This window comes from Streptomyces sp. NPDC104307, assembly GCF_055584045.1.
The window spans coordinates 392,584-406,758 of record NZ_JBVJMU010000002.1 but is presented as its reverse complement, the minus strand read 5'-3'; the positions used below and the strand labels follow the sequence as shown (position 1 = coordinate 406,758).

General features: G+C 68.0%; 14 protein-coding genes and 1 pseudogene. 5 read left to right on the top strand and 10 right to left on the bottom strand.

Annotation, left to right across the window (positions count from 1 at the left end; genetic code table 11):
- Positions 1 to 1,130: 1,130 nt before the first annotated feature.
- The 5 genes and pseudogenes from ACZ601_RS08460 to ACZ601_RS08440 all read right to left on the bottom strand — a co-directional run.
- A pseudogene (locus ACZ601_RS08460) lies at positions 1,131 to 1,357 on the bottom strand (hypothetical protein); the annotation flags it as partial.
- A 57-nt stretch (positions 1,358 to 1,414) separates the two neighbouring features.
- Positions 1,415 to 2,200: a class I SAM-dependent methyltransferase gene (locus ACZ601_RS08455; protein WP_469534636.1), complete on the bottom strand. Its 786-nt coding sequence runs from the start codon at positions 2,198 to 2,200 to the stop codon at positions 1,415 to 1,417.
- Positions 2,201 to 2,445: 245 nt separating this feature from the next.
- Entirely contained in the window at positions 2,446 to 2,655 is a 210-nt protein-coding gene (locus tag ACZ601_RS08450; protein WP_469534634.1) for a DUF397 domain-containing protein, read from the bottom strand.
- Between the two features lie 56 nt (positions 2,656 to 2,711).
- The gene (locus ACZ601_RS08445; RefSeq protein WP_469534632.1) at positions 2,712 to 2,939 is read right to left on the bottom strand and encodes a DUF397 domain-containing protein; all 228 of its coding nucleotides are present in this window, start codon (positions 2,937 to 2,939) and stop codon (positions 2,712 to 2,714) included.
- Positions 2,911 to 3,750 carry a helix-turn-helix domain-containing protein gene (locus ACZ601_RS08440; RefSeq protein ID WP_469534630.1) on the bottom strand — a complete coding sequence of 280 codons (840 nt, stop codon included), beginning with the start codon at positions 3,748 to 3,750 and terminating at the stop codon, positions 2,911 to 2,913. The genes ACZ601_RS08445 and ACZ601_RS08440 overlap by 29 nt, the downstream gene beginning before the upstream one ends.
- Positions 3,751 to 3,900: 150 nt before the next feature.
- Between ACZ601_RS08440 and ACZ601_RS08435 the strand changes: the two genes are divergently transcribed.
- Entirely contained in the window at positions 3,901 to 4,215 is a 315-nt protein-coding gene (locus ACZ601_RS08435; protein ID WP_469534627.1) for a hypothetical protein, read from the top strand.
- Positions 4,212 to 4,523 (top strand): hypothetical protein, encoded by a 312-nt coding sequence (locus ACZ601_RS08430; RefSeq protein WP_469534624.1) that lies wholly within the window; start codon positions 4,212 to 4,214, stop codon positions 4,521 to 4,523. Before ACZ601_RS08435 ends, ACZ601_RS08430 begins: the two co-directional genes overlap by 4 nt.
- Here the strand turns inward: ACZ601_RS08430 and ACZ601_RS08425 are convergent.
- Positions 4,476 to 4,871 carry a winged helix-turn-helix transcriptional regulator gene (locus tag ACZ601_RS08425; RefSeq protein ID WP_469535274.1) on the bottom strand — a complete coding sequence of 132 codons (396 nt, stop codon included), beginning with the start codon at positions 4,869 to 4,871 and terminating at the stop codon, positions 4,476 to 4,478. The two genes, ACZ601_RS08430 and ACZ601_RS08425, sit on opposite strands and share 48 nt — an antisense overlap.
- 126 nt (positions 4,872 to 4,997) lie before the next feature.
- Between ACZ601_RS08425 and ACZ601_RS08420 the strand changes: the two genes are divergently transcribed.
- A complete protein-coding gene (locus ACZ601_RS08420; protein WP_469534621.1) occupies positions 4,998 to 5,648 on the top strand; it encodes an NAD(P)-dependent oxidoreductase in 651 nt (216 codons plus the stop codon).
- Between the two features lie 63 nt (positions 5,649 to 5,711).
- On the opposite strand, the gene ACZ601_RS08415 is transcribed toward ACZ601_RS08420, so the two are convergent.
- The 3 genes from ACZ601_RS08415 to ACZ601_RS08405 all read right to left on the bottom strand — a co-directional run bounded on the left by ACZ601_RS08415 (position 5,712) and on the right by ACZ601_RS08405 (position 7,356).
- A complete protein-coding gene (locus tag ACZ601_RS08415; RefSeq protein ID WP_469534618.1) occupies positions 5,712 to 6,542 on the bottom strand; it encodes a tetratricopeptide repeat protein in 831 nt (276 codons plus the stop codon).
- A gap of 281 nt (positions 6,543 to 6,823) precedes the next feature.
- On the bottom strand, positions 6,824 to 7,081 hold the full coding sequence (locus ACZ601_RS08410) for a Txe/YoeB family addiction module toxin (RefSeq protein ID WP_469534616.1): 258 nt from the start codon (positions 7,079 to 7,081) through the stop codon (positions 6,824 to 6,826).
- A complete protein-coding gene (locus tag ACZ601_RS08405) occupies positions 7,078 to 7,356 on the bottom strand; it encodes a type II toxin-antitoxin system Phd/YefM family antitoxin (protein ID WP_469534613.1) in 279 nt (92 codons plus the stop codon). The genes ACZ601_RS08410 and ACZ601_RS08405 overlap by 4 nt, the downstream gene beginning before the upstream one ends.
- A gap of 103 nt (positions 7,357 to 7,459) precedes the next feature.
- Between ACZ601_RS08405 and recD2 the strand changes: the two genes are divergently transcribed.
- Complete coding sequence (gene recD2, locus ACZ601_RS08400) at positions 7,460 to 9,790, top strand: SF1B family DNA helicase RecD2 (RefSeq protein WP_469534610.1); 2,331 nt, start codon at positions 7,460 to 7,462, stop codon at positions 9,788 to 9,790.
- Positions 9,791 to 9,919: 129 nt separating this feature from the next.
- Complete coding sequence (locus ACZ601_RS08395; RefSeq protein WP_073739591.1) at positions 9,920 to 11,209, top strand: citrate synthase; 1,290 nt, start codon at positions 9,920 to 9,922, stop codon at positions 11,207 to 11,209.
- A 534-nt stretch (positions 11,210 to 11,743) separates the two neighbouring features.
- Here the strand turns inward: ACZ601_RS08395 and ACZ601_RS08390 are convergent.
- Positions 11,744 to 14,161: a heavy metal translocating P-type ATPase gene (locus ACZ601_RS08390; protein WP_469534606.1), complete on the bottom strand. Its 2,418-nt coding sequence runs from the start codon at positions 14,159 to 14,161 to the stop codon at positions 11,744 to 11,746.
- Positions 14,162 to 14,175 lie beyond the last annotated feature (14 nt).

Sequence of the window (14,175 nt, the reverse complement as noted above, 5' to 3'; positions counted from 1 at the left end):
AGTGGGGTTGGGCGGAATTCGAAGCTACGGGTCTGCGTCGCGGGAATATTGTTACCTGCCCTGAGAGCTACGAGACGAAGGGAAAGGCGCTGGAGGGTTTAGCTGATTACCTGGAGGCTGAGGGATCAGCAGACCCTACGGGTGCAGGTGTTGTATCAATGGTGAGAAATGCATCGAATTCGGGTGGCCTTTTTCTGGTGACAGCGCCGCCGATGCGTGCATGGTTTGTCTACCCGGTGCCGGAAAATTTGTCCACTGGGCAGGCGTCTAGCTTTTTTATGCGTGATCATGAGGAGGAAATCTGGCGTCGCTTGAATCTGCGAACCAACTCGACCTGGGACGGTCCGAAAAGTGGGTCCGGAGGGGGCGCAGCCGCGGGGTCGGGATGTTCGGTCGTGGGCGCTGCCACTCTGACCGGGGCAGTAATGGCCGTATGGGCTCGAACGAGATGGGGCGTGTAAGAGCATCGCTTTCGAGCTGACGCTCTCCGACCCGGCGCAGCTCCCGGGGCTTCGGAATTGGCTGCGTGTGTGAATTCCGCCTGGACGCCGCCTCGCTGGGAGCGAGAGTGCAGGACGCCTGACAGGCCTCTACCAGCGACGGATCGTCCATCCCCGGTCTGCGCGCGGGAATCCCGGGCTTCAGGCCGGGCGGGAACGCGATCTCGTGGCTGCTCTGCCAAGACGTCATCTCATCTGGTCTGGCCGACAGCTTCCAGGTCCATAGGAGCGTTGAGCGGCTGGTTTGGGCCCTCGGCTGCAACCGGCAGACACCTTGAGGGAACCTGGCGGTGCCGTTGATCGGCACTCTGCGCTGCTTCACGGCACTGCAGTGGGGCGGTCGCAGTTCCGGGCCGAGTGGCTAGGGTGCTCCTAATATCGGATGTCCTGCCGCACCGCGAAGTCACGTGACCCGGTCTCGTCGCTCTGCTGGCGCAGTATCAGATCACGCTGGGGGACAAATTCGGATGCTGTCGACTCTAGTCGGTGCCTCACTCCTGTTCTTCGGGGTCTCGCTTCTCGGGAACTTCTGGAACCTTGCGGGGAGACTTTTTGAACGCGTCTCCGATTTCGTGGACCCCGGAGCGGCGACCGTGAACACCTTCAGAGCAATTGGCGTGTTCGTTGTCCTCATCGGGATGATTTGGGTGGCATCGGGCCTACGAGAGATCTTCTGGTGAGTCTGCGGCAGCAGATGAGGGTGCAGGCGATGCTGGTGAAGGCAGGAAGTGCTCGGCTTTGTGCTCGTAGCGTCGGTGGGGACGGCGGCAGCCGGCGAGCCACGACATGGTGGGTTTGACGGTCCAGCGGTGGCGTCCCAGCCGCTGTGATGACTCGATTCCCTTGCGTGCGATGCGCTGACAGCGCATCGGCCCCACCAAAGGAGATGGAGTCTTGACGTTGTTTGCATCGGCTCAGCGAACATGTGACAGCACGGGGCTCGGCAGATAGCCATTCCCAGGCCTCCGGAATAGCGCTCCCCACAGGAACTCCTGACCGAACCAAGGCGATTCGGCCGGCTCGTCCTCCATCCGGCGCAGCTCGACCTCCTCCAACCCTCCCGTCACCCCGTCCGGACCGGTGAAGATCCAGCGCAGCGACTCTGCGGTGTACGCCAGACCGCCATGGAGGCGCGCCGTCCGGTAGAGCTCCACGTCGGGCAGCTCCGAGCCCATCTCCCCGGAGGCGAAGGCGCCGAGCGACAGATGCCCGCCGGGCGCCAGGACCCGATCCACGTACGCGAGATACGTGATCCGGCGGTGCGGCGGCAGATGGTGGAAGCACCCGGAGTCGTGGATCAGGTCGTACGGTCCCTCCGGTGCACCCTCGGCGAAGGCGTCCCCGCAGTGGAACCGGATGTCCGCACCCGCCTCCCCGGCATGCTCCCGGGCCCAGGCGACGGCCCCGGGCGACAGATCGACCGCGTCCACCTCGAAGCCGAGCGAGGCGAGGTACAGGGCGTTGCGTCCGGGGCCGCAGCCCAGGTCGATCGCGCGTCCCGGAGCGACCAGGCCGCGTTCCACGTAGGAGACGAGCGTCTCGTCCGGTTTCGCCACGAAGAACGGCACGGGCTTCGACCGGTCCTCGTAGAACCCGTCCCACCACTCCCCGGCCTTCTCCGTCCACCGGTCCGCCTCGGGCGCGAACAGGTCGTCCATGAGCCGCAGAACGTCCTCGACCGAGCGCACATTCCGGTCCATCCGGAACCCCCTTCCCGATGAGGGAAGTTTAGGAGGGGTACAGGTATAAGGCCAGGTCAGCGTATGCGTGCGGGGTGTCTCGCAGAGCCTGTGGCGCGGCGGGAGGAGCGGCCCGACACCCCTCAACTGCATCCGCACGCGCGCCGCCCCACGGGCCCTTGGAGGGCATTCACGGGGGTGTCGCGGACACCGCCGGGAGGTGTTTTCTGGCTGCCGCCTGACGCGTCGCCGGGGCCCGCGACGTATCAGGCGGTCAGCTGCCCGTGCTTGACCGCGGCGACGAACGACGCCCAGCCGTCCGCAGAGAAGACGACGGCGGGCCCGGTCGTGCCCGCCTTGCTGTCGCGTACGGGGACGGAGGCGTAGCCGCCCGCGACCTCAAGGCACTCGCCCTGATTGGCGCCGCTGTAGCTGGACTTGTACCAGCCGGTGAAGCTGTGCTCAGCGTTGTGCATGTTCGTGTTCCTCCGAGATGGCTGCCGGTGGAGAGGGCTTCCATATGGGTCGGGGTTCAGCTCGTGAACCGGTCTTGCTTGACCGCGGCGACGAACGACGCCCAGCCGTCCGCAGAGAAGACGACGGCCGGCCCGGTCGGGCCCGCCTTGCTGTCGCGCACGGGGACGGAGGCGTAGCTGCCCGCGACCTCAAGGCAGTCACCGTTGGAGCCCCCGCTGTAGCTGGACTTGAACCACCCGGCCAGCGTCGTGGCATCAGCGACGGTGTGGTTGATGCTGCGCATTTTCGTGCTCCTCTGCGATAGCTCTGACGAGGGCCACAGAAGTCTGTTGGGAGGCTGCCTCGCTCAGGGCGAGAGTGTAGGACGCGTGACAGGCCTCTACCAGCGCCGGATCGTCCATCAGGTTTCCGGTGCGGAGACCCTCGACGTACGCGAGCGGGGCGGCGTCCGCGAAATTCAGCAGATAGAGCGCGCTTTCCAGGAGCGCGTGTGCCCCCGACGCGAAGGTCAGCACGTGCAGCCGCAGACGACCTGACTCCGCCATGTCCGCTACCTTGTGCAGCTGCTCTGCCATGGTCTGTGGGCCGCCGATGCACCGCCGGAGCGCGGCCTCGTCGAGAAGCGTCCAGGTGACGGGAGTACTCGACTCTCTGAGCAACCGGCCGCGTTCCATGCGGTTGACGATGAATTCGTCAAGCTCCTCCGCACAGTAGTTTGGCCGATAGGCCTGGAACACCGCACGTGCGTATGCGTCCGTCTGTAGAAGGCCAGGGATCAGAGACAGGCCATACTGACGGATCTCCGTGGCTTCGCGCTCCAACTCGGCCACCGCCGAGAAGAACTGGGCGAACTTCGAATCGAGGTCGGCCAGCCACCTGACGAAGAACCCGTCAGTTTTCAGCGCGATGTCGATGCGCCGGGCATCATCCGGCTTCGGCAGCCGCCGCCCCGCCTCCCAGTGACTGATCAGCGTGGGGGAGCAGACCACCTGTTCGCTCAGGGCCTCCTGCGTCAGTCCGGCGGCGATCCGCCGTAACCGCAGCTCCTCCCCGTACTTCTCCCGTGGCGTACGCGGCTTTCCGTTGATCTCCATGCGGCCTCGACTCCCTGACCTGACGTGCGCGCTGTCATCCCCCAACCCCTGGCAGCGTAGCCACTCCTGACCCCACTCTGTGATGGGTTCGCTACACAAAGCAGCGGGCTCGCTGTGCGGAATCGAGAGAAGAAGAGAAAGCAGGCTGACATGAAGCACCCCATCGCCCGGCTCCTTGAGCCGCTGGCGCGGCTCCGGCTCCGGCTCCGGTTCCGGAGGAGGCGCGGGCGGGACCTCTACCTGTACCCGTACTCCTGCGACTACGTGAACGGGCCGACCGCTTACCGCACGGGCGAGCGTCCCCCGCGAGGCGAGGACAGTCCGCTCGTACGCCCGTATCTCGTCGCGCACGAGCGGCGCGTGGCCGAGGAGCGGCGCAGGCAGGCGCGGTGCAGGGCGTTGTGGATCGCCGTGCGCGGGGCGGACGGGCCTCGCTTCGTCCGTGGAGCCGAGGTCACGGCATGAGCGAGTCCGAGGGGATCAGGCAGCTGCCCTGGACGGGGCAGGACGACAAGCCGTGTTACGTCATCGGGGACGGCACCGGGTACGTGTCGCGGATGGCGGACGGCTTCGAGAACATCCAGCTCGCGATGGCGGGTGATCTGATCGGTCACGCCACCGAGCTCCTGGCGGACCGGAAGGCCACCGGGGTGGAACTCCACTTCCTCGCCAGCCGGTTGACCGAGTCGCTGCGGACGGCCAAGCGGGTCGCGGAGAGCCGGGGATCACGGCTGGGCCTGAAGGGGGCCGACCTCGACATCGACGACTGGTGAGCCGGGGGAGCCGGCGGAGCCGTAGGCGTCCCGGGCGTCCCGGAGCGTCGGCAGATGCTCCGCCGCCCACGCGCAGCAGGCGGCCATCGGGCCGATCAACGTACGGCCGAGCGGGGTCAGTTCGTAGTCCACCCGGGGCGGGACACCGGCTCCGACGGTGCGGGTGATCAGGCCGTCCCGTTCCAGCGAGCGCAGGGTCTCCGTCAGCACCTTCGGCGTGATGCCGCGCAGCGGGACCTCCAGTTCGGAGAAGCGCCGCGGGCCGGACTCCAGGCACCGGATGATCTTCGGGGTCCATTTGCCGCCGATCCGGAACGGCGAAGGGGTGTGGGAGCAGCCGGTGAACATTTCGGGATCAAGTGGTTGGCTCACCCTGGCGAGCGTACGTAACTATCGTTGCGGAAACCATGGGGTGCGGGGCTAGCGTCCGCCTCATCGGCCGGCGGTCCGCGGGCCTTGGCGAGGGGGAACCCCATGAGCAGCAGGATCATTGTCTTCGGAGCCGGTGGACGGGCCGGGCGGCGGGCCGTTGCGGAGGCCGTCGCCCGTGGGCACGGGGTCACGGCCGTGGTGCGGGACGTGGCCGCGTACACGGGCCCGACCGGTGACGGCATCCGCGTCGTCGCCGGTGATGTCACCCGGGCGGACAGCGTCGCGGAGGCCGCGGCGGGGCACGACGCCGCGATCAGCGCGGCCGGGCGGATGGACGTGCCGTCGCGGGACTTCTACGTGAGCGCGGCGCACGCGCTGCTGGACGGGCTGGCGCGGGCGGGCGTCGGCCGGCTGGTGCTCATCGGCATCGGGTCCGTCCTGGAGATCGCGCCCGGCGTGGTCGTCCACGACGCTCCCGGCTTCCCCGCAGAGGCGCGGGCCTTCTCGCTCGGGCACTCCGCCGAACTCGACGTGCTCCGCGCCGCAGAGACCGAAATCGACTGGCTCGTCATCGCCCCGCCGCCCGTGATGCTGGACGACGAGGCCCCGCGCACCGGCCGGTACCGGACGGGCGGCGAGCAGGTGATGGCCGACGGCGCCCCGTCCTTCTCCTACACGGACCTCGCGGTCGCCCTGATCGACGAGATCGAGACCCCGAAGCACCACCGCTCCCTCACTGCGGTGGCGGGCTGACCGCCGGGCTGGGGCGTCGCTCCCGGTCCGTCGTGGTCGAGTTCGGCCGTCAACAGTGCGCGCTTATGCCCGAGTGCCGTCCATATGCTCAAGCAGCGTTCGGGCCTCGACGGTGCGGCGGTGGTCCGGGCCGAACGAGGCCAGGCAGGCATCGTGAGCGGCTACGGCCTGGCGGCGGGCGTCGGGAGTACGGCGCAATCCCAGCAAGGCGGCAGCAGAGACCAGTTCAACGGCCCCCACATCCGGGGTGCGCTGGTGCTCGGGCAGAGAGCGGTACAGCTTGCCGGAACGGCGTGCCTCGGTGAGGGCCTCTTCGTGGCGGGCTTGGCCATTGAGGCTGCGAGCCAGGCCGAGTCGCAGGACGAGAGCCCCCCGGTTACGTTCGGGATAGTCGGCCAGGGACTCGCGGGCGAGTGCCTCTGCCTCCTGGTGACGTCCCTGTGCATTGAGGGCAAAGACCAGCCCATTGCGGGCCGCTGCTGTCAGCACTGACCATTCCGGGCCGGCACCGCGGCTCGCGGCCTCGATGATGGCCCTGCATTCTGCCTCGCATTCGGCGTGCTGTCCAAGCGAGATCCTTTGCTGGGCGCGGTCCGAGCGCAGCTTCAGGGTCAGCCAGTGGTCGGCTCCGAACGTCCGGCTGAAGGCGGCCAGCGCTTCGTCGTAAGTGGCGAGTGACTCGGAGTGGCGACCTTGGGCGCCCGCCGCGAGCGCGGCGAAGTTCAGCGCCACCGCCGCGTACTCGTCGTCGCGGGGCCGCGACCGGGCCACGGCGAGGGAAGCGGCCTCCGCCTCGGCGTAACGCCCTGCTTCGTACAGGGCTTGGGCCTCGCCCACAGGCGTTCCCGCCATGCGTTCGGCGTCGCTTCGGCCGCGCGGCCGGAAGAATCTCATGGCCGGGAGCATACGGGTGCCGCGCAGACTGCTCGGCGGTCCTGAGGCAGGCGTCGAGGCCACTGCGGTAACGGGGCGAGCGAGGCACCTGATCCGTGGTGACGCGGGTCCTGGCTCCGGGATACACGACGACGTCGGCGAGAAGACGCTTCCACGCGTAGGCGGTCTTGGGACTGGTTCGCCCGGCCTGCGAGAGGGCTGGGCCAGGGACGATCGGCCGGTGTCCGCCCGCTCTTCCTTGGTCAACTCGATCTCGTCACCCGCCCAGGTACCTGTGCCGGTCAGTTGTAGTCGTATCGGGCTTGCACGATGACGAGTTCGGACTCGGTGGCTCTGTACACCAGGCGGTGCTCGTCATCGATGCGCCTCGACCAGTAGCCGCTGAGATCGCCTCGCAGGGGTTCGGGCTTTCCGATGCCGGCGAAGGGATCGCGCAGGGCGTCGGTGATGAGCCGGTTGATGCGACGTGTCATGCGACGGTCGCTCTCGGCCCAGAAGGTGTAGTCGGCCCACCCACGCAAGCTGAACGTGAGCTTCATTCGCCGTCCTCGACGTCCTCGTCATCCGGAAGGTCCACGAGCTCGTGGTGCTCCGTCCGGCCTGCTTCGACCTCTGCGATGGACTCCAGGAGCCGACGGGCGTTGGCGGGGGAGCGCATCAGGTAGATCGTCTCCTGCCAGGAGGCGAAGTCCTCCTCGGACATCAGGACCGCGTTTCCCTTGCGGGAAGTGATGTGCACGGGGGCGTGGTCCTCATTGACCTTCTCGATCAGCGGGAAGAGATGCCTCCGGGCTTCACTGGCCGTTATCGACATGGCGAACCTCTTCCCGCTGCGAGTCACTGGTACCACTCATGGTACCGGTGACTCTGCATGTGCGGCTCTCGCGCTGTCGGTCCCGCCCGGTACCGTCGCACCCATGTCCACCACGTCCTCCTCGGCATCGTCCACGCCCAACATGGCCGTCCTGGAAGGCGTACTCGAACGCATCACGTACGCCAACGAGGAGAACGGGTACACGGTCGCCCGCGTCGACACCGGGCGCGGCGCCAACGATCTGCTCACCGTGGTCGGCTCGCTGCTGGGCGCGCAGCCCGGCGAGTCACTGCGGATGGAGGGACGTTGGGGCTCGCACTCGCAGTACGGCAAGCAGTTCACCGTCGAGAACTACACGACGATCCTCCCCGCCACCATCCAGGGCATCCGCCGCTACCTCGGCTCCGGCCTGATCAAGGGCATCGGCCCCGTCATGGCCGACCGGATCACCACCCACTTCGGCGTCGACACCCTCGACATCATCGAGCAGCAGCCGAAACGGCTCGTGGAGGTCCCCGGGCTCGGGCCGAAGCGGACGAAGATGATCGCCGCCGCCTGGGAGGAGCAGAAGGCGATCAAGGAGGTCATGGTCTTCCTCCAGGGCGTCGGCGTCTCGACATCGATCGCCGTCCGCATCTACAAGAAGTACGAGGATGCCTCGATCTCCGTCGTGAAGAACGAGCCCTACCGGCTGGCCGCCGACGTCTGGGGCATCGGCTTCCTCACCGCCGACAAGATCGCCCAGGCGGTCGGCATCCCGCACGACAGCCCGGAACGGGTCAAGGCCGGGCTCCAGTACGCACTGTCGCAGTCCACCGACCAGGGCCACTGCTTCCTGCCCGAGGAGCGGCTGATCGCGGACGCGGTGAAGCTGCTCCAGGTGGACACCGGCCTGGTCATCGAGTGCCTCGCGGAACTGGCCGAGGACCCGGAGGGCGTCGTACGGGAGAAGGTGCCCTCGCCCGAGGGCGGCGAGCCGGTCACCGCCGTCTACCTGGTGCCCTTCCACCGGGCCGAGATCGCGCTCGCCGCCCAGGTGCGGCGGCTGCTGCGGACGCCGGAGGAGCGGATGCCGGCCTTCGGGGACGTGGACTGGGACAAGGCCCTCAAGTGGCTCGCGGGCCGCACCGGCGCGACCCTGGCGCCCGAGCAGGAGGCCGCCGTGCGGCTCGCGCTCAGCCGGAAGGTGGCCGTGCTGACGGGCGGGCCGGGCTGCGGGAAGTCGTTCACCGTCCGGTCCATCGTGGAGCTGGCGCGCGCCAAGAAGGCCAAGGTGGTGCTGGCCGCACCGACCGGGCGGGCGGCCAAGCGGCTCTCCGAGCTGACGGGGGCCGAGGCGTCGACCGTGCACCGGCTGCTGGAGCTCAAGCCGGGCGGGGATGCCGCGTACGACCGGGACCGTCCGCTGGACGCCGATCTGGTCGTCGTGGACGAGGCGTCGATGCTCGATCTGCTGCTCGCCAACAAGCTCGTCAAGGCCGTGGCACCCGGTGCCCATCTGCTGCTCGTCGGGGACGTGGACCAGCTGCCGTCGGTCGGCGCGGGGGAGGTGCTGCGGGATCTGCTGGCCGACGGCGGACCCGTCCCGGCGGTCCGGCTGACCACCATCTTCCGCCAGGCCCAGCAGTCCGGCGTCGTCACCAACGCCCACCGGATCAACTCCGGAATCCCGCCGCTCACCCAGGGGCTCAGCGACTTCTTCCTCTTCGTGGAGGACGAGACGGAGGACGCGGGCGTGCTCGCGGTCGATGTCGCGGCCCGCCGCATCCCCGCGAAATTCGGTCTGAACCCCCGCCGTGACGTGCAGGTACTCGCTCCGATGCACCGCGGCCCGGCCGGTGCGGGCCATCTCAACGGGCTGCTCCAGCAGGCCATCACGCCCGCCCGCCCCGATCTGCCCGAGAAGCGGTTCGGCGGCCGGGTGTTCCGGGTGGGTGACAAGGTCACCCAGATCCGCAACAACTACGACAAGGGCGAGAACGGCGTCTTCAACGGCACCGTCGGCGTGGTCACCGCCCTCGACGCCGACGAGCAGAAGCTGACCGTCCTCACGGACGAGGACGAGGAGATCGTCTACGACTTCGACGAGCTGGACGAGCTGTCCCACGCGTACGCCATGACGATCCACCGCTCCCAGGGCAGCGAGTACCCGGCCGTCGTCATCCCCGTGACGAAGAGCGCCTGGATGATGCTCCAGCGGAACCTGCTCTACACGGCTGTGACGAGGGCGAAGAAGCTCGTCGTCCTGGTCGGCTCGCGGCAGGCGATCGGGCAGGCGGTCCGCACGGTTTCCGCAGGCAGGCGTTGCACAGCGCTGGATTACCGGCTGCGGGGAGGTACGGAAGGAGGATCTGCCGAAAAAATGATCGATCAAATCGGTGGGAAACATCACGGAGGTCTTCCGGAACCGCAGTCAAGGGGGCAGGATGAATAAGTTCGCGGCACTCAGTGCCGCGAGTAGGTCCAATGGACGACCCCGAGTGCACTCTCCTGAGCCAAATGGGGGAGGGTAGAGACAGTCAGGGAACCTCGAAGAAGAGGCACTACGTCGGTGAGGGATGACGTGAGCGACAACTCTGTAGTACTGCGGTACGGCGATGACGAGTACACCTACCCGGTGATCGACAGCACCGTCGGCGACAAGGGCTTCGACATCGGGAAGCTCCGGGCGAACACCGGTCTGGTGACGCTGGACAGCGGATACGGCAACACCGCTGCGTATAAATCCGCCATCACCTACCTCGATGGCGAGCAGGGCATCCTGCGGTACCGCGGCTTCCCGATCGAGCAGCTCGCCGAGCAATCGACGTTCCTCGAAGTCGCGTACACGCTCATCAACGGTGAGCTTCCGAAGGTCGACGAGCTGTCGACCTTCAAGAACGAGATCACCCAGCACACGCTGCTGCACGAGGACGTCAAGCGGTTCTTCGACGGCTTCCCGCGCGACGCCCACCCGATGGCCATGCTGTCCTCGGTCGTCAGCGCGCTGTCCACGTTCTACCAGGACAGCCACAACCCGTTCGACGAGGAGCAGCGCCACCTCTCGACGATCCGGCTGCTGGCCAAGCTGCCGACCATCGCGGCGTACGCGTACAAGAAGTCGATCGGTCACCCGTTCGTCTACCCGCGCAACGACCTCGGTTACGTCGAGAACTTCCTGCGCATGACCTTCTCGGTCCCGGCCCAGGAGTACGTGCCGGACCCGGTCGTCGTCTCGGCGCTGGAGAAGCTGCTCATCCTGCACGCGGACCACGAGCAGAACTGTTCGACCTCCACCGTGCGTCTGGTCGGCTCCTCGCAGGCGAACATGTTCGCCTCGATCTCCGCCGGTATCTCGGCGCTGTGGGGCCCCCTGCACGGTGGCGCCAACCAGTCGGTGCTGGAGATGCTTGAGGGCATCCAGGCCAACGGTGGCGACGTCGACTCCTTCATCAGCAAGGTGAAGAACAAGGAGGACGGCGTCCGCCTGATGGGCTTCGGCCACCGGGTGTACAAGTCCTTCGACCCGCGCGCCAAGATCATCAAGGCCGCGGCCCACGATGTGCTCTCCTCGCTCGGCAAGTCCGACGAGCTGCTCGACATCGCGCTCAAGCTGGAGGAGCACGCGCTCTCCGACGAGTACTTCGTCTCGCGCAACCTCTACCCCAACGTGGACTTCTACACCGGTCTCATCTACCGGGCCATGGGCTTCCCGAGCGAGATGTTCACCGTGCTCTTCGCGATCGGCCGGCTTCCGGGCTGGATCGCCCAGTGGCACGAGATGATCAAGGAGCCGGGTTCCCGCATCGGCCGCCCGCGCCAGATCTACACCGGCGAGGTCCTGCGCGACTTCGTCCCGGTCGAGGGCCGCTGAGCCCCGGACCACCCCGACTGACCCCTGCCTCACCCCCGGCCCTCCCGGCCGGTTGCCTTCGCCCCGACTGCCGCGCTTTCGCACAGAGCGCGGTGTCCGGGGCGATTTGCTTTCCCGGGGGAGGTGCGTGGCCGGTGGCCGGACATGCGAGAAGCGCCTCGCCGTCGATCCCCCCACGGGCCGACAGCGAGGCGCTTCCCATATCCCGGAGCGGATTCCCCCCACGGGATCCGGCCGGGCGTTCAGTGGGAGCCGAAGCTCCTGGGTTCCTCGGGTACTGCGTGTCCTGCGCTTACCTCTTGTCGCCTACCTCTTGTACAGCCTGCCTGCCGGCGGTCTGCCGGGGTACGTACCGACGGGAGGGCCGCTCAAAGCTCCCCGGTGCACGTGCCCCGGCCAACGCTTGCCCGGAGCGTCCCCCAAGACCCTCCGTCGGACGTCCCCCAAGACATCCTTTGGCATCGCACTCTTAGACTCGCGAACCCACCGAATGGTTACCCCTGAACCAGTGTGATCTAAGTCTCTTTGTGTGAGTTACGTGAAGGACCTCAAGCGCAGGCTGTTCGTTACGACGAAGACCGATGAGAACGCCATCGCCGCTCCTGCAATCATAGGGTTGAGCAGGCCAAATGCCGCAAGGGGTAGAGCAGCAACGTTGTAACCGAATGCCCAGAAAAGGTTGCCCCTGATGGTGGCCAGAGTACGCCGGGAGAGCCGGATGGCATCGGCGGCCACCTTGAGATCTCCACGAACCAGCGTCAGATCGCTCGCCTCGATCGCCGCGTCCGTGCCGGTTCCCATCGCCAGCCCGAGATCGGCGGTGGCCAGTGCGGCGGCGTCGTTGACCCCGTCCCCGACCATCGCGACCGCACGTCCCTCGGCCTGCAAACGCTCGATGACGTGCGCCTTTTCCTCGGGGAGCACCTCGGCCCGCACCTCGTCGATGCCGACCGCGCGGGCCACGGACTGGGCCACCGCGCGGTTGTCGCCGGTCAGCAGGATCGGTGTCAGGCCGAGTGCGCGGAGGTCCGCGACGGCCGCCGCGCTGGATTCCTTGACCGCGTCGGCGACTTCGAGGACGCCCCGCGCCTCACCGTCCCAGGCGACCGCGACCGCCGTACGCCCCTGCGCGGCCGCTTCCGTCAGAGCCGCGATCAACACATCCGGAAGGTCGATTCCGGCTTCGGTGAGCAGCCGGGGGCGGCCGACGAGCACCTTGTAGCCCTCGACGGCGCCCTGGACGCCGAGGCCGGGGATGTTGCTGAAGTTCTCAGGGGTGGGGAGGGGGCTGGTGGTGCGTTCGGTGGCTCCAGTGGCGACGGCCTGGGCGATGGGGTGTTCGGAGGTGTGTTCCAGTGCTCCGGCGAGGCGCAGGACGTCGGTTTCCGCGGTGCCGGGGGCGGTGTGGACGTTCTGGAGGGTCATTTTGCCGGTGGTGACGGTGCCGGTCTTGTCGAGGACGATGGTGTCGACGCGGCGGGTGGTCTCCAAGACCTCCGGGCCCTTGATGAGGATGCCGAGTTGGGCGCCGCGTCCGGTGCCGACCATGAGGGCGGTGGGGGTCGCGAGGCCGAGGGCGCAGGGGCAGGCGATGATCAGTACGGCGACGGCGGCCGTGAACGCGGCCGTCACGTCGTCCGTCACCAGCAGCCAGGCGACCAGGGTGGCCAGGGCGATCAGCAGGACCACGGGGACGAACACCGCCGAGATCCGGTCCGCGAGCCGCTGCACCTCGGCCTTGCCGTTCTGCGCGTCCTCGACGAGCCGGGCCATCCGGGCCAGCTGGGTGTCGGCGCCGACCCTGGTGGCCTCGACGACGAGCCGGCCGGAGACGTTCACGGTGGCGCCGGTGACGGAGTCCCCGGCCACCACGTCGACCGGGACGGACTCACCGGTGAGCATGGAAGCGTCCACCGCGGAGGTGCCCTCGACGACCGTGCCGTCGGTGGCGACCTTCTCGCCGGGCCGGACCACGAAGCGGTCCCCGACCGCGAGCCGGGCGACCGGGACGCGCACCTCGGTGCCGTCGCGCAGCACCGCGACGTCCTTGGCACCCAGGTGCATCAGGGCCCGCAGGGCGGAACCGGCCTTCCGCTTGGACTTCGCCTCCAGGTAGCGGCCCAGCAGGATGAACGTGACGACTCCGGCGGCCACCTCCAGATAGATCGTGGAGGAGCCCGCCGTGCGCGAGACCGTGAAGTCGAAGCCGTGCCGCATGCCGGGCATTCCGGCGTCACCGAGGAACAGTGCCCAGAGCGACCAGCCGAAGGCGGCGAGGGTGCCGACCGAGACGAGGGTGTCCATGGTGGCCGCGCCGTGCCGGAGGTTGGTCCAGGTCGCCCGGTGGAAGGGCAGCCCGCCCCAGACGACGACGGGGGCGGCCAGGGTGAGCGAGAGCCACTGCCAGTTGTCGAACTGGAGGGCCGGGATCATCGCGAGCAGGATGACGGGGACGGCGAGGACGGCCGACACGACGAGCCGCTGACGCAGCGAGGCGAGGACGGAGCCGGGGTCGGGGTTGGGGGAGTCGGCGGGGGCGTCTGTGGGGTGCGGGGCCTCTGTGGCTGCTGTGGCCGAGGGGGGCGTGGGTGCCGCAGGTGTCGTGGCTGCCGCAGGTGCCTCTGTCGGTGCCTTCGTCGGTGCCTTCGTTTCAGCCGGCGTCGGCGTTGTCTCTCGGCTCGGCGGGGTCGTGGCCGGAGCGGGGCGGTGGAGCGGCTCCGCCGTGTAGCCCGTCTTCCGGACGGTCGCGATCAGATCCGCGACGCCGGTCTCCGGACCGTAGAGGACCCTGGCCTTCTCGGTGGCGTAGTTGACGGTGGCGGTGACCCCGTCCATCCGGTTCAGCTTCTTCTCGACGCGGGCCGCGCAGGAGGCGCAGGTCATCCCGCCGATCATGAACTCGGCCTCCGAGCTCTCCGCTGCCGGGGCTTCGGTCTCTGTCGCGCTGTGCATGTCCGAACTCCTGA

Excerpts from the sequence above, each read along its gene's own strand:
- ACZ601_RS08450 (WP_469534634.1), bottom strand. The coding sequence starts at position 2,655 with ATGCACAACGCTGAGCACAGCTTCACCGGCTGGTACAAGTCCAGCTAC.
- ACZ601_RS08415 (WP_469534618.1), bottom strand. The coding sequence starts at position 6,542 with ATGAGATTCTTCCGGCCGCGCGGCCGAAGCGACGCCGAACGCATGGCG.
- ACZ601_RS08455 (WP_469534636.1), bottom strand. The coding sequence starts at position 2,200 with ATGGACCGGAATGTGCGCTCGGTCGAGGACGTTCTGCGGCTCATGGAC.
- ACZ601_RS08420 (WP_469534621.1), top strand. The coding sequence starts at position 4,998 with ATGAGCAGCAGGATCATTGTCTTCGGAGCCGGTGGACGGGCCGGGCGG.
- ACZ601_RS08435 (WP_469534627.1), top strand. The coding sequence starts at position 3,901 with ATGAAGCACCCCATCGCCCGGCTCCTTGAGCCGCTGGCGCGGCTCCGG.
- ACZ601_RS08410 (WP_469534616.1), bottom strand. The coding sequence starts at position 7,081 with ATGAAGCTCACGTTCAGCTTGCGTGGGTGGGCCGACTACACCTTCTGG.
- ACZ601_RS08390 (WP_469534606.1), bottom strand. The coding sequence starts at position 14,161 with ATGCACAGCGCGACAGAGACCGAAGCCCCGGCAGCGGAGAGCTCGGAG.
- ACZ601_RS08445 (WP_469534632.1), bottom strand. The coding sequence starts at position 2,939 with ATGCGCAGCATCAACCACACCGTCGCTGATGCCACGACGCTGGCCGGG.
- ACZ601_RS08430 (WP_469534624.1), top strand. The coding sequence starts at position 4,212 with ATGAGCGAGTCCGAGGGGATCAGGCAGCTGCCCTGGACGGGGCAGGAC.
- recD2 (WP_469534610.1), top strand. The coding sequence starts at position 7,460 with ATGTCCACCACGTCCTCCTCGGCATCGTCCACGCCCAACATGGCCGTC.
- ACZ601_RS08425 (WP_469535274.1), bottom strand. The coding sequence starts at position 4,871 with ATGTTCACCGGCTGCTCCCACACCCCTTCGCCGTTCCGGATCGGCGGC.
- ACZ601_RS08440 (WP_469534630.1), bottom strand. The coding sequence starts at position 3,750 with ATGGAGATCAACGGAAAGCCGCGTACGCCACGGGAGAAGTACGGGGAG.
- ACZ601_RS08405 (WP_469534613.1), bottom strand. The coding sequence starts at position 7,356 with ATGTCGATAACGGCCAGTGAAGCCCGGAGGCATCTCTTCCCGCTGATC.